The sequence below is a fragment of the Tenacibaculum sp. 47A_GOM-205m genome (genome assembly GCF_000518405.1).
In the GTDB taxonomy this organism is placed as follows: domain Bacteria; phylum Bacteroidota; class Bacteroidia; order Flavobacteriales; family Flavobacteriaceae; genus Polaribacter; species Polaribacter lutimaris.
Genome location: NZ_JADN01000008.1, coordinates 1 through 18,176, shown reverse-complemented (window position 1 = coordinate 18,176; position 18,176 = coordinate 1). Strand labels below are relative to the sequence as shown.

The 18,176-nt window shown below is 33.8% G+C and carries 12 protein-coding genes; 4 read left to right on the top strand and 8 right to left on the bottom strand.

Annotated features, from left to right (window positions below):
* Positions 1 to 22: 22 nt before the first annotated feature.
* Positions 23 to 859: a ZIP family metal transporter gene (locus N534_RS0108820; protein ID WP_038005858.1), complete on the bottom strand. Its 837-nt coding sequence runs from the start codon at positions 857 to 859 to the stop codon at positions 23 to 25.
* 26 nt (positions 860 to 885) lie between these two features.
* Positions 886 to 1,545 carry a metal-dependent transcriptional regulator gene (locus N534_RS0108815; RefSeq protein WP_028892138.1) on the bottom strand — a complete coding sequence of 220 codons (660 nt, stop codon included), beginning with the start codon at positions 1,543 to 1,545 and terminating at the stop codon, positions 886 to 888.
* A gap of 130 nt (positions 1,546 to 1,675) precedes the next feature.
* On the opposite strand from N534_RS0108815, the gene N534_RS15560 reads away from it, so the two are divergent.
* From N534_RS15560 to N534_RS15450, 3 genes are all read left to right on the top strand, one after another.
* The gene (locus N534_RS15560; RefSeq protein ID WP_028892137.1) at positions 1,676 to 4,030 is read left to right on the top strand and encodes a TonB-dependent receptor; all 2,355 of its coding nucleotides are present in this window, start codon (positions 1,676 to 1,678) and stop codon (positions 4,028 to 4,030) included.
* A gap of 135 nt (positions 4,031 to 4,165) precedes the next feature.
* Positions 4,166 to 6,949: a TonB-dependent receptor gene (locus N534_RS0108805; protein ID WP_028892136.1), complete on the top strand. Its 2,784-nt coding sequence runs from the start codon at positions 4,166 to 4,168 to the stop codon at positions 6,947 to 6,949.
* A gap of 95 nt (positions 6,950 to 7,044) precedes the next feature.
* Positions 7,045 to 9,255, top strand: a complete 2,211-nt coding sequence (locus N534_RS15450) for a hypothetical protein (protein ID WP_197017708.1) — start codon at positions 7,045 to 7,047, stop codon at positions 9,253 to 9,255.
* Positions 9,256 to 9,302: 47 nt separating this feature from the next.
* On the opposite strand, the gene N534_RS15085 is transcribed toward N534_RS15450, so the two are convergent.
* The 5 genes from N534_RS15085 to rimP form a co-directional block, all read right to left on the bottom strand.
* On the bottom strand, positions 9,303 to 9,728 hold the full coding sequence (locus N534_RS15085) for a hypothetical protein (protein ID WP_156025587.1): 426 nt from the start codon (positions 9,726 to 9,728) through the stop codon (positions 9,303 to 9,305).
* Positions 9,729 to 9,826: 98 nt separating this feature from the next.
* Complete coding sequence (locus tag N534_RS0108790; RefSeq protein ID WP_028892134.1) at positions 9,827 to 10,798, bottom strand: zinc metalloprotease; 972 nt, start codon at positions 10,796 to 10,798, stop codon at positions 9,827 to 9,829.
* Between the two features lie 371 nt (positions 10,799 to 11,169).
* Positions 11,170 to 14,061: a translation initiation factor IF-2 gene (gene infB / locus N534_RS0108785; RefSeq protein WP_028892133.1), complete on the bottom strand. Its 2,892-nt coding sequence runs from the start codon at positions 14,059 to 14,061 to the stop codon at positions 11,170 to 11,172.
* Positions 14,062 to 14,197: 136 nt separating this feature from the next.
* The gene (nusA, locus tag N534_RS0108780) at positions 14,198 to 15,454 is read right to left on the bottom strand and encodes a transcription termination factor NusA (protein ID WP_028892132.1); all 1,257 of its coding nucleotides are present in this window, start codon (positions 15,452 to 15,454) and stop codon (positions 14,198 to 14,200) included.
* 12 nt (positions 15,455 to 15,466) lie between these two features.
* On the bottom strand, positions 15,467 to 15,931 hold the full coding sequence (rimP, locus tag N534_RS0108775) for a ribosome assembly cofactor RimP (RefSeq protein ID WP_028892131.1): 465 nt from the start codon (positions 15,929 to 15,931) through the stop codon (positions 15,467 to 15,469).
* A 158-nt stretch (positions 15,932 to 16,089) separates the two neighbouring features.
* Between rimP and N534_RS0108770 the strand changes: the two genes are divergently transcribed.
* A complete protein-coding gene (locus N534_RS0108770) occupies positions 16,090 to 16,917 on the top strand; it encodes a universal stress protein (protein ID WP_028892130.1) in 828 nt (275 codons plus the stop codon).
* 146 nt (positions 16,918 to 17,063) lie between these two features.
* Here N534_RS0108770 and N534_RS15445 read toward each other — a convergent pair.
* Positions 17,064 to 18,176, bottom strand: a 1,113-nt coding sequence (locus N534_RS15445; protein WP_038005855.1) for a T9SS type A sorting domain-containing protein, incomplete at its 5' end; no start/stop codon positions are given.

The following is an 18,176-nucleotide window of genomic DNA, read 5'->3' as shown; positions in this document are numbered from 1 at the left end:
ACTTATTTAATTTAGCCTACTTCTATCCTAAACCTACGTCTAACGACATCATTACTATAAATCCACCGATAAACCCCAGTGTAGCAATATCAGTATATTTATCTCTTTGAGTTTCCGGAATCACTTCTTCTACTACCACAAAAATCATTGCACCTGCAGCAAATGCTAAAGCATATGGTAAAATTGGTGTAAAAAACGATACAGCCACCGCTCCTAAAACGGCTGCCATGGGCTCTACAATTGCTGACATTTGCCCGTACCAAAAACTTTTAAAACGGCTAACTCCTTGTCTACGAAGCGGCATGGCAACTGCAAAACCTTCAGGGAAATTTTGTATCCCTATACCGATAGCCAATGAAATCGCCGCAATAATCATTTCTGTTTGTTCAACTCCAACCATGGTAGAAGCTGCCCCAAACAATACTCCTACTGCTAAACCTTCTGGAATATTATGTAGTGTGATTGCTAATACTAGTAAAGTTGTTTTATGCCAGCTCGTCTTAACACCTTCCACTTCATGCTCTTTAAAATTAATGTGCAAGTGCGGCAATAATTTATCCATCCCAAACAAAGCTAAAGCTCCTAAAGCAAATCCAATTGCTGAAGGAAGTACTTTTACAAACCCTTCACCTGGACTATTATCAATTGCTGGAGATAACAAACTCCAAAAACTCGCTGCAACCATCACTCCTCCTGTAAATCCAAGCATCCCATCTAAAACTGCCCGATTCATTTTTTTGAAAAAAAACACTAAACTAGCTCCTAAAGCTGTTAAACCCCATGTAAAAAGCGATGCATAAAATGCTGCTTGAATTGGGTGTTCCTTACCAAATTCTATCAATTGATTAAATAAATTCATGTATAATAATATCTCTTATTAGTTGTTTAACGTGATTTTTGAATATATAAGTTACTAGCTATTTTATTTGAAACAGATAGTGTTTTCCCATCCATTTCTATTACCAAAGAACCATCAAAAGGTTCTTTTTCTTTTACTTTTATTTGTTTTCCTAAAGCAACTCCTTGTTTATCTAAAAAGCGTAAAAATTCTGAAGAACTGTCATCAACTCCTACACAAACTCCCATTTCATCTTCCTTCAACGTTGATAATAAACTTTTTTCTATTACCTGTAAATTCCCTTCTTTATCTGGAATAGGGTCTCCGTGTGGATCTCTCTTAGGATAATCTAAAAAAGCATCTAGCTCATTGATTAATTTAGGCGATTTAATATGCTCTAGCTGTTCTGCCACCTCATGCACTTCATCCCAAGAAAAATTCAATTTATCTACCAGAAAAACTTCCCATAATCGATGCTTACGAACAATATTAGCTGCTGTTTTTTTTCCAAAATCGGTCAAAGTTACTCCTTGATATTTTTTATAAGTCACTACATCTTTTTCAGATAGTTTCTTAATCATATCTGTTACAGAAGACGCTTTGGTATCTAACTTTTTAGCTATAGCATTTGTACTGATTCCTTTTTTAAAATCAGCTTCTAAATGATATATCGTTTTTATATAATTTTCTTCAGATTGACTAAACATCATATTCTTTTTTAGATGCACAAATATATAGATTTTAGTTTAATTAAATATATTTTTAGACTAATCTAAAAATATATTTATATTTGCATTAAATTTTATTTAAAAACCACAACAACAAACTATTTTCAATATGAAAAATCTAGTTGCTTTTACAATTCTATTACTATCTAATATTGCTATAGGACAAACTATTAAAGGAAAAGTTAGCACCACATCAGGTGATGTAGTATCGTTTGCTAGTATATATATAAAAGGAACAGAAAAAGGAACCACTACTGATGAACACGGAAACTACGAGTTAAAAACAACTCAGCATAAGTTTGTTTTAGTTGCCTCTTCCATAGGTTTTCTATCTGAAAGAAAAACTGTAACAATAAATCCTTCAGAAGAAAAAACAATCAACTTTACTTTAACCGAAACTGCTGAAATCTTAGACCAAGTAACGATTACCGGAACACGTACAGATAAACGCCGAACGAATAGCCCAGTGATTGTAAATGTTATCAATAGCCAAACTTTAGCTGATGTTCAGGCATGTAATTTATCTGAAGGATTAAAATTTCAAACGGGTTTGCGTGTAGAAACAGACTGTCAAACTTGCAATTATACACAACTTCGCATGAATGGTTTAGCTGGGGGATATTCACAAATATTAATTAACGGTCGTCCTATTTTTAGTCCTTTAACAGGGTTATATGGCTTGGAACAAATACCAACCAACATGATAGATCGAATTGAAGTTGTTCGTGGAGGTGGTTCAGCTTTGTATGGTTCAAGTGCTATTGGAGGAACCGTGAATATAATTACTAAAATTCCGAAGAAAAACAATTATAGTATTGGTTATACTTATCAAAACATTAAAGGAATTTCTGACCATATTATTGCTGGAAATGCAACCATCGTTAATGAAGACAGAAACGCAGGTGCTTCATTTTTTATCAATAACCGAAGAAGAGCTATGTATGACGCTAATGGCGATAATTTTTCTGAACTTCCAGAGCTAAAAAACAACTCTTTTGGAACCAACCTATTCTTTCTCCCAACAGAAAATCAAAAAATAGAAGTCAACTTCAGTAAAATGAATGAATATCGTTATGGAGGAGAAATGATTGATAATGCTCCACATTTTGCTATGCAATCAGAAGAACGTGTACATGATGTATATGTTGGTAATGTTGATTATCAAATTAATTTTAACGATGATAAAAGTTCAATCATCTCCTATTTTGCTACACAATATACCGGAAGAGAACACTATACAGGTATACGTCCTGATACTAACACTCCTCAAGACACTCAGCATTTAGCTAACCCTCCTTACGGAAATTCAACCACAACAACCTTTCAAGGAGGCCTACAATTCAATCATAAATTAGAGAAGTTTTTAGAAGGAAACAATGTACTTACTTTAGGTGGTGAATTTGTACAAGATGATGTTTTTGATATTATTGATGCTTATCAATATAAAGTAGATCAGCTTACCAGAAACTACGGATTCTTTTTTCAAAGTGATTGGCAAATCTCAGACAAATGGAACTTACTTTCAGGAGTACGATACGATAACCACACATTAAACACACTTAAAACAGATGGCACTCAGAAAAACATTACGAACAACGTTGCAAGCCCAAGAGTATCATTGTTATTCAAACCTTTTGAAAACACTCAAATTAGAGGGACTTGGGGTACTGGATTTAGAGCTCCGCAAGCTTTTGATACCGATTTACACATTGCCTTTGCTGGTGGAGGAGTATCTCGAGTAGTACTAGCTGATGATTTAAAAAGAGAACGTTCTAACAGCTATACGTTTTCGTTTAATTACGACAAACCTACAGAACATTACATATATGGTTTTACTATTGAAAGTTTTTACACCAATTTAAAAGACGCTTTTTATTTAGAAGCTATTAACAAAGATACTTTTGGGGAAATTTTTGAAAAAAGAAATGGAGATGGAGCGGTTGTGCAAGGAATTACTTTAGAAACTCGTTTAAATTACGATGGAATTTTACAGTTAGATGCAGGATTCACTTATCAATCTAGCAAGTTTGATACTCCTGTTGATAATTTTCATAATTTACCTTCAAAGAGAGAATTTTTACGCACCCCTAACACTTATGGTTATGCTACAGCAACATACACACCTAATCAAAAATTTAAAACGGCTTTAAATTTAGTATACACAGGGCAAATGGATGTTTTACACATTATACCTAATCCAGATTTCAATCCACCAACTGATGATAATGAAAATATTGGTGAATATTTTAGCTCTCCATCATTTTTCAACTTGGGTGTTAACACTAGTTATACTTTTACTATAGAAAAACTTAACACTAACACAGAACTTAATCTAGGCATTAAGAACATCTTAGACGATTATCAAAGTGAATTTGATAAAGGAAAAAACAGAGATAGTAACTTTATTTTTGGTCCCGCAACCCCAAGAACCTTTGTTTTTGGCATAAAATTTACTAGTAATTAACATTAAAGAAACATAACTAAAAGCAGTTAACATTAAGTAAACATTCTAATAATACAAAAGTAATTCCTACATAACATTAGCTTTACTATTTAACTTGAATTTTGCGCCATAAATAAACAGAATTCAAAGATTAGAATGAAAAAAATATTATTTATAGCTTTTTTAAGCTTATGTAATTTAGCATTTTCTCAAAGCAAAGGTACTGTTACTGGTACAGTTACTGACAAAGAAATGAGCGGTGAAGCATTACCTTTTGCTAATGTTTTTATTAAAGGAACTTCAATTGGTGCTACTACCGATATGGAAGGTAAATATACCTTAAGTGTTCCTGCAGGAAATCAAACTATTGTTTTTAGTTTCGTAGGATACCAAACTGAAGAAAAAGCTATAGTTGTTAAAGCAAACGAAACACTTGTTGTAAACCAAGAAATTGGAGCTAATCAAGGGGTTGCTTTAGATGAAGTTAAAATTAACGCAACTGTTAGTAGAGAAAAAGAAAGTGCTTTACTTTTAGAACAAAGAAAAGCTGTAACTATTGAAACCAAAATTGGCAATCAAGAACTTTCAAGAAAAGGAGTTAGTGACATTGCTACAGCTGTAACAAAAACTACTGGAGTTTCTAAACAAGAAGGTTCAGGAGGTAGTGTTTTTGTTAGAGGTCTTGGAGATAGATATAATGTAACTTCATTAAACGGACTTCCACTACCATCAAATGATCCATCAAGAAAAAACATTGACTTAAGTATTTTTTCTACTGATATTGTTGAATATATTGGTTTAGATAAAACGTATTCTCCAAAAAATTATGGAGACTTTGGTGGGGCTAATATCAATATTGCTTCAAAAGTATATAAAGGTAACGGATTTGCTGAAGTTAGTTTAGGGTCTTCTTTAAATACAGTTGCTTCACAAAAAAGTAAGTTTTATGTTGCTGATGGCCCTAATAATTTCGGGTTTTACAAAACATATTACCCTGCTTTCCCTTTAAATAACTACAATTTTACAACTAGCTGGGATAGACAAACTGGTAACTTCCCTGTAAGTTCTTCTATAGCTATTAAAGGAGGAGATTCTTACAACTTATCTCCTGAAACTAAAATAAGCTTTTTTGCTGTTGGATCGTTTGATAATGGTTACAGCTATAAAGAAGGAGTAGCTAGAGGAGATGTTAATGTTTCTGGAGTAGCTAGAAAAGATTTAACTAGAGAATCTTATTCTTATGACACTAATACTACTTTTATGGGTAATATTAGATTAAAACACAAAGGTCAAGAGTTAAAGTATAACGCTTTAATGGTAAATAACTCTAGTAACTCTCATGATGATTATCAAGGAATATATGATGTTTTTGATAATGCACCAGAAGGTGGAGCTGTAATTCAAAGGCAAACATTTATGAGAAACATTTTATATGTTCATCAATTATTAGGAGATCATAGAATTAGTGATGCTTTTAAAGCGGAATGGGGAGCAGCTTATAACTTTAACAAAAACAATGTTCCAGATCGTAGACAAACAACTGTATTACCACATAGAAACGACGATCCTGACGGTCCTAAATCATTTTTCTTAATCAGTAACGATTCAGATAACCATAGATTCTACTCAGATTTAGAAGAAGAAGAATTAGCAGCTAACGCAGCATTTACATATCAATTTGCTAAAAACAGCGATGATATATATAGAGCTAAAGTTAAATTAGGATATAGTGGAAGATTTAAAAATGTAGATTTTGACGCTACTCAATTTAACTTTGTAATTAACCAAAGAACAGCGCAACCATACATTGATGATGTTTATAATTTAGATAGCTACTTTAATCAAGCAAACTTTAACGCAGGTTTATATTCTATTGGTACTTTTAGGGGAGGTTTAAATGCTTCTATTGATGTTTTATTACCACAAACTTACGGAGGAAATCAAGATATAAACGCTGGGTATTTAGAGTTTGAATACAAATTCTCTGATAAATTCACAGGTGTTTTTGGTGTAAGAGGTGAACAAGTTAAACAATCATTAGAATACAACACTTCTGTTAATGTTGGTCAAAGTGAATTAGATGAATTCCAAATATTACCAGCAACATCTTTAAAGTATGCACTTAACGATAAGCATAACTTAAAGTTTGCCGCAAGTAAATCATATACTTTACCTCAATTTAAAGAAAGAGCTCCTTTCCTATACGAAGGTGTAGTAAACAGCTCTCTTGGTAATCCTAACTTATATTCTTCAGATAACTATAATGCTGATTTTAAATGGGAATTTTTCCCTGAGAGAGAAGAAATTATCTCTGTAGGTGTTTTTGGTAAATACATTGAAAACCCAATTAACGAAATCAGAATTAACTCTGCTTCTAACGACATTAGTTATGCTAACACTGGAGACTGGGGTATGGCTTATGGAGTTGAGCTTGAATTAAGAAAAGTATTATTCAATAAAGAAATTGGAGAAAATGCTTTAAACAACAAATTATCTTTTGGTTTAAACGCTTCATACATGAACCATGAACAAGAATTAAATAAAGATAAAGTTATTAAAGAAAACCCAGGAACTAGTGTAGACTTTAGTAAAACTGAAGACGGTTTCGCTGGTGCTTCTGACTTACTAATCAATACAGATTTAAGTTTTTCAAAAGACTTCAATAATGGGATGAACTTTCAATCAACATTAGTATACAACTACTTCTCTGATAGAATCTTTGCTTTAGGTACTGATGGAAAAGGAAACTTAGTTGATAAAGGTTTCGGAACATTAGACTTAGTATTAAAATCTAAATTAAACGAAAGATTAAGTCTTGGGGCTTCTGCTAAGAACCTTCTAAACCCTTCGATAGAAAGATTCCAAGATAATCAAGATGTTACAATACTTTCTTACAAAAAAGGTGTGGACTTTAAGTTATCATTATCATATAACTTTTAATTAACAATCCAATAACCCAACATTAATTTTAGAAGAACACTAAATTAATGTTGGGGTCTTTCTTTTGTAGCATAAAAATAAATTAACTAAAAAAAATGAGAAAACAACTTTTTACTTTAATGATAGCAGCAGCTACCTTAACAACGGTAGTTTCTTGTGGAGAAGATGATCCAATACAGACTTCTTCTTGTTCTGACGGAATTCAAAATGGAGATGAAACAGGTGTAGATTGTGGAGGATCTTGCCAACCATGTACTTCAGTAGACTTAGCTGGTGAAGTAACTACAGAAGTAACTTTAGACGCTAGTGTTACTTATAAATTAACTGGGTCTTATATAGTAAAAGAAGGTGGGATTTTAAGAATTCCTGCTGGTACAAGAATCGAAGCTACTGGTGGAACTTCTGCTTACATTGCTGTAGCTCAAGGAGGAAAAATATTTGTTGATGGTAGTAAAGAAAATCCAGTAGTAATGACATCTGGTGCAGCTACTCCTGCTCCTAAAGATTGGGGAGGATTAGTAGTATGTGGTCAAGCACCAACTAACGTAGGTAGTACAGCTACTTCTGAAGTTGCTGGCTTAACTTATGGTGGTAACATCGTTGATGACAACTCAGGATCTATTCGTTATTTAAGAATTGAGTATACGGGAGCTACTTTTAACTCTTCTAAAGAATTCAATGGCCTTTCTTTGTTTGGTGTTGGTTCAGGAACTACTGTAGAATACGTTCAATCTTTTGAAGGTGGCGATGATGGTATCGAGTTTTTCGGAGGTACTGTTAACGGAAAGTATTTAGTTTCAACTAACTCAGGAGACGATTCAATTGACTTTGCTGACGGATGGGCTGGAACTGGTGAATATTGGTATATCTCAGGAAGTGCTAAAGCTGGTATCGAAGGATCTAACAACGGTAACGATGGTGATGCTGCTCCTGTAACAAACGCTACTTTAAAAAATATTACTGTAGTAGGACCTGTAACCGAAGGTGCTTTATATTACAAAGAAGGTGGTGGTAACTTTACTATCGATAACTTCTATATTTCTGGAGTAGACTTAGGTGTAAAGGTAAAAGATACTGATGCTGAAGCTGCTGTAAGAATTGAAAATGGAGATTTAAAAATGACTAATGTTCAATTTGCTGAAAATGTTGACGGTTTTGCTTTAACTGACTACGCTGGAGTTAATCAAGATTTTATTGGTCAAGGTGTTACATCTGGTGCTGGTAACGGTGCTGCTGCTCCTGATTGGACTGCTGGTTGGACAAGAGGATTAAGTAACAGTGGAGTTTCTAAAGAAAACTTAGCTGGTGAAGTAACTGGTGAAGTAACTTTAAAAGCTGATGTTGAATATCAATTAACTAGTTCTTTTGTAGTAAAAGATGGTGGAAAATTAACAATTCCTGCAGGAACAGTTATTAAGGCTATCGGAGGTACTTCTGCTTATATTGCTGTAGCTCAAGGAGGACAAATCTTTATCGATGGTGAAGCTAATAATCCTGTAGTTATGACATCTGGTGCTGCTACTCCTGCACCTAAAGATTGGGGAGGATTAGTAGTATGTGGTCAAGCTCCTACAAATGTAGGTTCAATTGCTACTTCTGAAGTTGCTGGCTTAGCTTATGGTGGCAATATTGCTGATGACAACTCAGGATCTATTCGTTACTTAAGAATTGAATATACTGGAGCTACTTTTAACTCTTCTAAAGAATTCAACGGACTTTCATTATTCGGTGTTGGTTCAGGAACTACTGTAGAATACGTTCAATCTTTTGAAGGTGGTGATGACGGTATCGAGTTTTTCGGAGGTACTGTTAACGGTAAATATTTAGTTTCAACCAACTCTGGAGATGATTCAATTGACTTTGCTGACGGATGGGCCGGAACTGGTGAATACTGGTATATCTCAGGAAGTGCTAAAGCTGGTATCGAAGGATCTAACAACGGTAATGATGGTGATGCTGCTCCTGTAACTAACGCTACTTTAAGAAATATTACTGTAGTAGGACCTGTAACCGAAGGTGCTTTATATTACAAAGAAGGTGGTGGTAACTTTACTATCGATAACTTCTATATTTCTGGAGTAGACTTAGGTGTAAAGGTAAAAGATACTGATGCTGAAGCTGCTGTAAGAATTGAAAATGGAGATTTAAAAATGACTAATGTTCAGTTTGATAACAATGCTGCAGGTTTTTCTTTAACAGATTACGCTGGCGCTAACCAATCCTTTGTTACTGAAGGAACTGCTACTGGTGCTGGTAACGGTGCTGCTGCTCCTGATTGGACTAACGGATGGACAAAAGGATTATAATAGTCTAGTATTATAAAACTAAAAACCGAGCAAATTGCTCGGTTTTTTTATTCCTTTATTTTAGAAATACTGTAAAGTAAATCTTCTAACTTCTTTAATTCTGTTGGAGGATTCCCAGCATCAAACGTAATTGATTTGTACTCCCTATCACCTATTTTTATGGTGAATTCTGCATGTAAAGCTCCATCAGTAATTCTTTTTTCACTTGGTGCCGTTAAATCTGCTATTCTTTCTAAGTTTAACCCACCTATCACTTTTTTAAACTCTTCAAGTTCTTCTTTTGAGATTTCTTTTGTTCCTTCAACTTGATTTGTTTTATAATTTAATTTATCATCCTCAACAGTTATCTGTATTAAACTTCCTCTTGTTTGAGCTTTATAAGCGATTGTATCGAAGTTTTTAGAGATATTTTGTGCAGTGCAGTTAACCATCAATAAAAAGACCACAGGAGTCATTATTTTTAGATATTTCATGTGTGCTTAATTTTTTATAATTTATAATATTTATAATAATAAAAAGACGCTCTTTAAGTAAAGAACGTCTTTATATATGAAATTCGTATGAGTTATAATTAGTCTGCCATTGTAGCTCTAAATCCTCCTGGAGCAAAAACTGCATCCATTCTAGCTTTCTGACCTTCAGTAAACATATACATACAAGTATCGTCAGAATAGTCCATAAAGTTCATAGTCATGTTAGCACTTCCACACTCAATTACTGGGTAAGTAGGACACCCTCTACTATTTCCATCAGCATCAGGAGTATCAGCAACAAAGTCACTAGCACCACATCCACCATCACCCCAAATGTGACGTAAATTTAAGTAGTGACCAACTTCGTGTGTTGCTGTTCTTTGATTACGCCCCACAAATTGATGCGCTAAAACCACTCCATCAGTAGACCAGCTACCCCCTGGAAATTGTGCATATCCTAAAATTTGTCCTCCTCTATATGGCATAACATTTACAATCCAAATATTTAAGAACTCTTGTGGGTTTACAACATCACTACCTCCTGAAGATGTAAATTTCATTGAATCATCTGGTCTCCAGCTTCTTTTTTGCTTATTTTGAACTCTAATTACGTCTTCAATTACAAAATCGATATTTACATTAGCTTCAACTCCAGCAAACTCAGCAGGCATTGCTCCTCTGTTAGGGTTTTGCATATTGAAGTCTTCGTTCATTGCATCAATTTGATCTTGTAATACTGAAAGTGATAAGTTTTCGCTTGCTTGACGGTAAATTACATGATAAACAACCGGAATTTGGATTTTTCCGTTTACTAGTCTAGCTTGAACTTCTCCTTTTGCTATTTTTTCAAGATAATTTGCTGTAAAACTTTCAATGTTTTCCATTTTACCTTTTAGGCTAGGATCCATTGCCATATTTGCTTCTAAAACATCATTCGTAAAACATTGTTTTTCTGCCTTTTGTAAGTTAATCGCTTCTAATTCTGGCTCTGAATTAGGATTTTGTTCATTGTTTTGACAACCCACTAAAATTCCAGCGGCAATTGCCATGGTAAGAAAAATTCTTTTCATGTTGTGAAAATTTAAAAAATTAGTTATTTGATACACTTAAAAGTGCCTTTTGTTTTGTTAAAAAACGAGAAACAAAACTTTTAAAAAAGATGTTGTTAATTTTTTGTTATTTTAATAACAATTTGAAGGGTTTTTTAACGATACGCAATATATAATTTTCATTATACAATCAAAAATATTTTTAAAGACTGTAAAACAAGCACTTAAACCCTTTAAACATCACTTATGAGGCAGCTAATTCTTTTGCTTATCAAAAAGATCAAAAACGTAAAATTTTTCAAAAAAAGTCAATTGAAGATTCATTCTCCCTTATAAACAAAAAAAGGGATGTCTATTTAAGACATCCCTTTTCTATATATATTTAGCTTATTTTACTTAAGCTTTTTCTTTACTGCTACTTCAATGTAAGCTTCTATAACATCACCTTCTTGAATGTCGTTATAACCTTTAATTTGAAGACCACAATCGTATCCTTTAGTTACTTCTTTAACATCGTCTTTAAAACGTTTTAACGAAGTTAATTCACCATCATGAACAACGATTCCTTCTCTAATAATACGAACTTTAGAATCTCTTGTAATCTTACCAGACATAACCATACATCCTGCAATATTACCAACCTTAGAAATCTTATAAACTTCTCTAATTTCAACATTACCAAGAACTTCTTCTTTCATTTCAGGAGATAACATTCCTTCCATTGCATCTTTCAAGTCATTGATAGCGTCATAGATGATTGAGTACGTTCTGATATCTACTTCTTCTCTATCAGCTACGGCACGTGCATTTCCTTGCGGACGTACATTAAATCCAACAATAATTGCATCTGATGCAGTTGCTAATAACACGTCAGATTCTGTAATAGCTCCAACTCCTTTATGAATAATATTTACTTGAATTTCTTCAGTAGATAATTTTTGGAACGAGTCTGTTAACGCTTCTACCGAACCATCCACATCTCCTTTTAAGATAATGTTTAATTCTTTAAAGTCTCCTAATGCAATACGACGACCAATTTCTGCAAGTGTTAATGTCTTTTGCGTTCTAACTGATTGCTCACGTTGTAACTGAGAACGTTTTGCTGCAATTTGTTTTGCTTCACGTTCATCATCAAATACATTGAACTTATCACCTGCTTGTGGTGCACCATCTAATCCTAAGATTGATACTGGCATAGAAGGTCCTGCTTCTTGTACTTTTTTACCTTTATCATCAAACATAGCTCTTACTTTACCACTATGCTTTCCTGCTAATATATAATCTCCAATTTTTAACGTACCTGCTTGTACTAAAATTGTAGATACATACCCTCTACCTTTATCTAATAAAGCTTCTACTACTGCTCCGTTAGCATTCTTACTAGGGTTTGCTTTTAATTCTAATACTTCTGCTTCTAACAATACTTTTTCTAGTAATTCATCAACCCCTTGTCCTGTTTTTGCAGAAATTTCTTGTGATTGAATGTTACCACCCCAATCTTCTACTAATAAGTTCATAGCAGATAATTGCGTTTTAATATTGTCTGGATTTGCGTTTTGCTTATCTATTTTGTTAATCGCGAATACGATTGGTACTCCTGCTGCTTGTGCGTGAGCAATTGCCTCTTTTGTTTGTGGCATTACATCATCATCGGCAGCAACTACGATAATAACTAAGTCAGTAACTTGAGCTCCACGAGCACGCATTGCTGTAAAGGCCTCGTGACCTGGTGTATCTAAGAACGTAATTCTTTGATCGCCAACTTTTACAGAATATGCACCAATGTGCTGTGTAATTCCTCCAGATTCTCCTTCAATTACATTTGCTTTACGAACGTAATCTAATAACGAAGTTTTACCGTGATCTACGTGTCCCATAACAGTTACAATTGGTGCACGAGTAATTAAATCTTCTGGATTATCTTCTACTTCTTCAATTGCTTCTTCTACTTCAGCACCAACAAACTCTACTGTGTAATTGAATTCTTCAGCAACAATTGATAAAGTTTCAGCATCTAAACGTTGGTTCATAGTTACCATCATTCCTAACATCATACATGTAGAAATGATTTGTGTAACAGGAACATCCATCATCGTAGCAACTTCACTTACAGTAACAAACTCAGTAACTTTTAATACTTTACTTTCTGCTTGTGCTGCTTGTAATTCTGCTTCCGATTGTTGACGGTGAGCATCTCTCTTATCACGACGATATTTTGCACCTTTTCCTTTTTTAGATTTACCTTGAAGTTTTTCTAAGGTTTCTCTAACTTGTTTTTGGATTTGTGCTTCTGTTAACTCTTCTTTTGGGGTAACTACAGGTCTTCTTCCTCCTCTTTGTCCACCACGGTTTTGGCCACCGCGATTCTGACCTCCACGATTTTGACCTTGGTTTGGTCTTCCAGCGTTGTTACCACCTCCTGTCGTTGCTCCTGCAGGCTTACTTATTCTTTTACGCTTCTTCTTATCTGCATCATTTGCAGCAGCACCTTTATTTTCAGGTTTTTTCTTTTTTGGTCTTTCGAATTGTTTTAAATCAATTTTTTGACCAGTAAAGTTAGGACCTTCTAATTTCTTATACTGAGTTTTAATTTTTTCAGCATTTTCAGGAGTAATTTCCACCTCTTTTGTAGGTTGCTTTACTTCCTGAGCCTTTTTTTCAACAGGCTTTTTTTCTTGCTTAGGCTTTTCAGCTTTCACTTCCTTCTTTGGAGCTTCTACTGGTTTTTCTTCTTTAGGCTGCTCTACTTTTCGAGGCTCTGGCTTTTTTTCTTCAGCTTTTACTGGTTCTTCTACCTTAACAGGCTCTTCTTTCTTAGGAGCCTCAACCTCTTTCTCTACCACAGCTACAGGTTCTTCTTTTTTAGGAGCTTCTATCTCTTTCTCTACCACAGGCTCTTCTGCTTTGTTTTCTACAGCTTTACCTGTTTCAACATCAATTTTACCTACAGTTTTAAGTTCTAATTTTTCAGCTTTGGCTTTTAAAACTTCTTGTTTTTTAGCTTCCTCTTCTATTCTCTTCTTTTCTTGCTCCTCTTCTAATTGCTGACGAATTGCCTCTTTTTCTTTTCTCTTTTCTTCGCTAACTTCTTTAGAGGCCACCTTCTTAGATTTATCAGTTTGAAATCCGTCAAATAAAATTTGATATTCTGCATCTGATATTTTGGTAGTAGGGCGAGCTTCTATATCATGACCATTTTTAGCCAAGTGTTCTACAGCTCTATCTAAAGAAATGTTTAATTCTCTTAAAACCTTATTTAGTCTTAATTTTTTGCCTTCAGCCATATATTGTTTTATACTTTTTTATTGAAAAAACACACTTTACACGTAGCACGCATAGTTATGCTTTTTTTCTACTTTTTGCCAGATTTTATGTAGTAAATCTACAAAGGATACTGGCTTCCTCTTTATAATTTATATGTTAATCTTCGAATTCTTCTCTTAAAATTCGTTGAACATCTAAAATAGTTTCTTCTTCTAAATCGGTTCTTTGTACTAACATTGATACATCTTTTTCTAAAACGCTCTTCGCAGTATCTAAACCAATTTTCTTGAATTCTTCAATTACCCAAGCTTCGATTTCGTCAGAGAATTCTGTTAACTCAACATCTTCTTCTTCGATTCCTTCCCTCTTAACGTCAATTTCGTAACCTGTTAATTCACTTGCTAAACGAATATTAACCCCAGCTCTACCAATTGCTTTTGACACTTCTTCTGGTTTTAATAAAACCTCTACACGTCCTTTTTTACCATTCTTCTCTTCGTCAAACATTTCAATCTCTACAGAAGTTACTTTTGCAGGACTTAGTGCTCTTGCTACGAATAATTGCTCGTTCTTCGTGTAATTGATTACATCAATATTTTCGTTTCCTAACTCACGAACAATACCGTGAATACGAGAACCTTTTACACCAACACAAGCTCCAACAGGATCAATTCTATCATCATACGAATCTACAGCTATTTTTGCTTTATCTCCAGGTATTCTTGCTACTCCTTCAATAGTAATTAAACCGTCGAAAACTTCAGGTATTTCTTGTTCAAATAACTTCACTAGGAATGCAGGTGAAGTTCTTGATAAAATAATAGCTGGTTTGTTACCTCTTAACTCTACTGATTTGATAACTCCACGAACAGCATCTCCTTTTCTAAAGAAGTCAGAACGAATTTGTTCACTCTTAGGTAAAACAATCTCATTTCCTTCGTCATCCAACAAAATTACAGCATTATGACGAATATGATGCACTTCTGCACTATAAATTTCTCCTTCTAGGTCTTTAAAATGTTTAAAGACATTTGTACTATCGTGCTCATGTATTTTAGAAATTAGGTTTTGGCGTAATGCTAGAATAGCACGTCTTCCTAAATCAATTAACTTAACTTCTTCAGATACGTCCTCACCAATTTCAAAATCTGGTTCTATTTTTCTTGCTTCAGAAAGTTCTATTTCCTCATTATCATCTTCAGACATCCCATCAGCCACAACTACACGGTTTCTCCAAATCTCTAAATCTCCTTTATCAGGGTTGATGATGATATCAAAGTTTTCGTCTGACCCAAACCTACGTTTTAAGGCTGCACGAAATACTTCTTCTAAGATAGACATTAAGGTTACCCTGTCTATACTCTTATTATCTTTAAACTCCGAAAATGATTCAATTAATGCAATATTTTCCATTTCATTCTCTAATTAAAATATGATCTTCACTTTTGCTTCTTTAATATCTTCATACGCTAGTGTTTTTGTTTTTTCTACCGTATGTTTTCCTTTACCTACTGGTTTAGGTTCTCTTGCTTTCCAATGTAACGTAATGTTATCTTCTGTTACTTCGGTTAACGTTCCTTCGAACTCTTCTTCTGTTGCTGTTTTAACAGTAAGAATTCTATTAATATTCTTTTTATACTGACGCTTCACCGTTAACGGGCGTGCAATATCTGGTGTGGTTACCTCTAACGAAAAATCTTCTTCTTCTCTGTCTAAATTGTGTTCAATTTTTCTACTTACACGAATACATTCGCTTAAAGGCACACCTGAATCTCCATCTACTATTACTTTTATTTTATTGTCTGACAAAAACTGCAAGTCTATTAAATATAATGACTCGTTTTCTTGTAAGGCTTCTTGTAATAATTCTTTAACTCGTTCTTGATTCATACTAGGTATAAAAAGAGGGGACTCTCGTCCCCTTCATCTATCTGATTAATAAATTTGCTGCAAATATAGTAAGTTATTCATTAACACACAAATATCTTTCCTTTTTACGCTGATTTTTTGTATATTTAAAAGACTATCTCTCTTTAAATCTTCTTATTATGAAAAAAATACTTGTACCCACTGATTTTTCGAAGCCGTCTGAGTATGCTTCGAAACTAGCATCGAAACTAGCTGAAAAGGCTAACAGCGAAGTTCATCTTTTACACATGGTTGAGCTTCCTACTGGAATTATTGACATGGGCTCTGGAACCAACTTTAGTATTCCTGAAAGCATGTTATACATTAGAAAAGTTCGTGATAGGCTTATTGATTACAAGCAACAATTTTTCTCAAGAAATGAAATTGTTAAACATGCTATTCGTTTTCAAAACCCTTATGATGGTATTTGCGACTACGCTAAAAAACACAATGTTGATCTCATTATTATGGGAGCCAAAGGACACACTAATTTAGAAGAAATTCTTATCGGTTCTAATACTGAAAAAATTGTAAGGAATTCTGAAATACCTGTTATAGCAACCAAAGAGAACGGAGAAAATTTTGATCCAAAAAACTTTGTTTTCGCTTCTAGCTTTAAACCCGAAAAAAATCAAGCTTTTGAACGTTTTTTAGAGTTTGCTAGCAACTTCGACAGCAAAATTCATTTATTAAAGGTTAATACACCTCAGAAATTTGAAAACACACAAGAAACAAACCAACGCATTAAAAACTTTATTAAAAAATATGATTTAAAAAATTACTCTATTAATGTTTATAATGATTCTTCTATTGAAAAGGGAATTCTAAATTTTTCTAATAAAATAAATGCTGATATTATTGCTCTAGCTACTCATGGCAGAAGTGGTTTATCGCATATTTTTAACGGAAGCATTACTAGGCATTTATCAAAAAAATCGATTAAACCTATGCTTACTTTCAAAATTTAAAAAAAGAACAATAAATATAAAACCGCTAAGATTTAAATCTTAGCGGTTTTTTTATTTAAATATATTATCTTACTTTTTACTTTTAGAATAAGTTTAGAGGAGTTTAAACTATTTACTCCTCCAAACTATTCCTTTTATAATTCAGATTACTTTTTCTTCTTAGGACGCATTGCTATAATTTTCTTATTAACAACTCCTCTACTTGTAATCATTCTTACAATTAAAGCTTGATTTTGCACATCTGATAAATCTATTTTTATTTGTTCTAAAGTTCCTTTGATATAAGAATTGTTTTCAACTCTCTTAATCAAAATTCCATTCATACTATAAATTTCAATAGCTACATCTGTGTCAAACTTATAATTATACTCAAGTGTTAACTCATTTTCAAACGGAACTGGGTATGCACTAAAGTTTAAAGGTTCTTGTTGAATTGGTTCCAGTACTTCTTCATTACAAGGTTCTACTGAACCACTTGGAGTGAACGTTCCTCCATCATCTTCTGATGGAACACATCTACAAACCTCTTCACAGGTCACTGCATGAGCAATCACATAAATTGGTCCGCTAGCTTCAATAGGTCCTACCGTGTAATTAGATACATAATCTAAAGTAGCTGTATTGAAATTAAACTGTCCAGGTGCTACAGTTTCTTTACCATTCTTGGTAGGATATTTTTCACATCCTATGTATACATGCGCTACACTCATTACATATCCTTCATACAGATTATACTCTACTGACACATATCCATCTTGATAAGTGATGGTTACTTCTCCTGACTGTACTCCTTTAGATGGATCACATTGTGCAGCTCCAGTATACAATGGCAATACATAAACTCCTTCTTCTCCAAAGTAATTTGTCCAACCCCAACGGTTAAAGCCATCATCTAAGAAACATGTATACTCATTACCTCTTGCAAATGCAGTTCCACAGTTTTCAAATAAATCTGTTTTATTTGACATTGTAATAGTTTCTGTAACTGTATTACCACAATCATCTGTAGCTGTAAATACATAATCTGCATATGTAACACAACTTTCTTCTCTTATATTAGTTGGATACGCTACTAAATCACCACCTGCTGCACAGTTGTCTGTCCATTTAGCATTCAGAATTTCAGGCAATTCACCATTACATAACTCTAAACTTTCTGGTAAATCAGTTATCACAGGATTGGTCATGTCGTAATCTCTCGATACTAACGTAGTCTCGGTATCGCTGTTTCCACAATCATCCGTAATGGTGAAGGTATA

What these genes read in the sequence shown, in the direction of transcription:
- nusA (WP_028892132.1), bottom strand. Translation starts at nt 15,454, where the DNA reads ATGGAAAATATTGCATTAATTGAATCATTTTCGGAGTTTAAAGATAAT.
- N534_RS0108805 (WP_028892136.1), top strand. Translation starts at nt 4,166, where the DNA reads ATGAAAAAAATATTATTTATAGCTTTTTTAAGCTTATGTAATTTAGCA.
- N534_RS15450 (WP_197017708.1), top strand. Translation starts at nt 7,045, where the DNA reads ATGAGAAAACAACTTTTTACTTTAATGATAGCAGCAGCTACCTTAACA.
- N534_RS0108815 (WP_028892138.1), bottom strand. Translation starts at nt 1,545, where the DNA reads ATGTTTAGTCAATCTGAAGAAAATTATATAAAAACGATATATCATTTA.
- rimP (WP_028892131.1), bottom strand. Translation starts at nt 15,931, where the DNA reads ATGAATCAAGAACGAGTTAAAGAATTATTACAAGAAGCCTTACAAGAA.
- N534_RS0108820 (WP_038005858.1), bottom strand. Translation starts at nt 859, where the DNA reads ATGAATTTATTTAATCAATTGATAGAATTTGGTAAGGAACACCCAATT.
- N534_RS15085 (WP_156025587.1), bottom strand. Translation starts at nt 9,728, where the DNA reads ATGAAATATCTAAAAATAATGACTCCTGTGGTCTTTTTATTGATGGTT.
- infB (WP_028892133.1), bottom strand. Translation starts at nt 14,061, where the DNA reads ATGGCTGAAGGCAAAAAATTAAGACTAAATAAGGTTTTAAGAGAATTA.
- N534_RS0108790 (WP_028892134.1), bottom strand. Translation starts at nt 10,798, where the DNA reads ATGAAAAGAATTTTTCTTACCATGGCAATTGCCGCTGGAATTTTAGTG.
- N534_RS15560 (WP_028892137.1), top strand. Translation starts at nt 1,676, where the DNA reads ATGAAAAATCTAGTTGCTTTTACAATTCTATTACTATCTAATATTGCT.
- N534_RS0108770 (WP_028892130.1), top strand. Translation starts at nt 16,090, where the DNA reads ATGAAAAAAATACTTGTACCCACTGATTTTTCGAAGCCGTCTGAGTAT.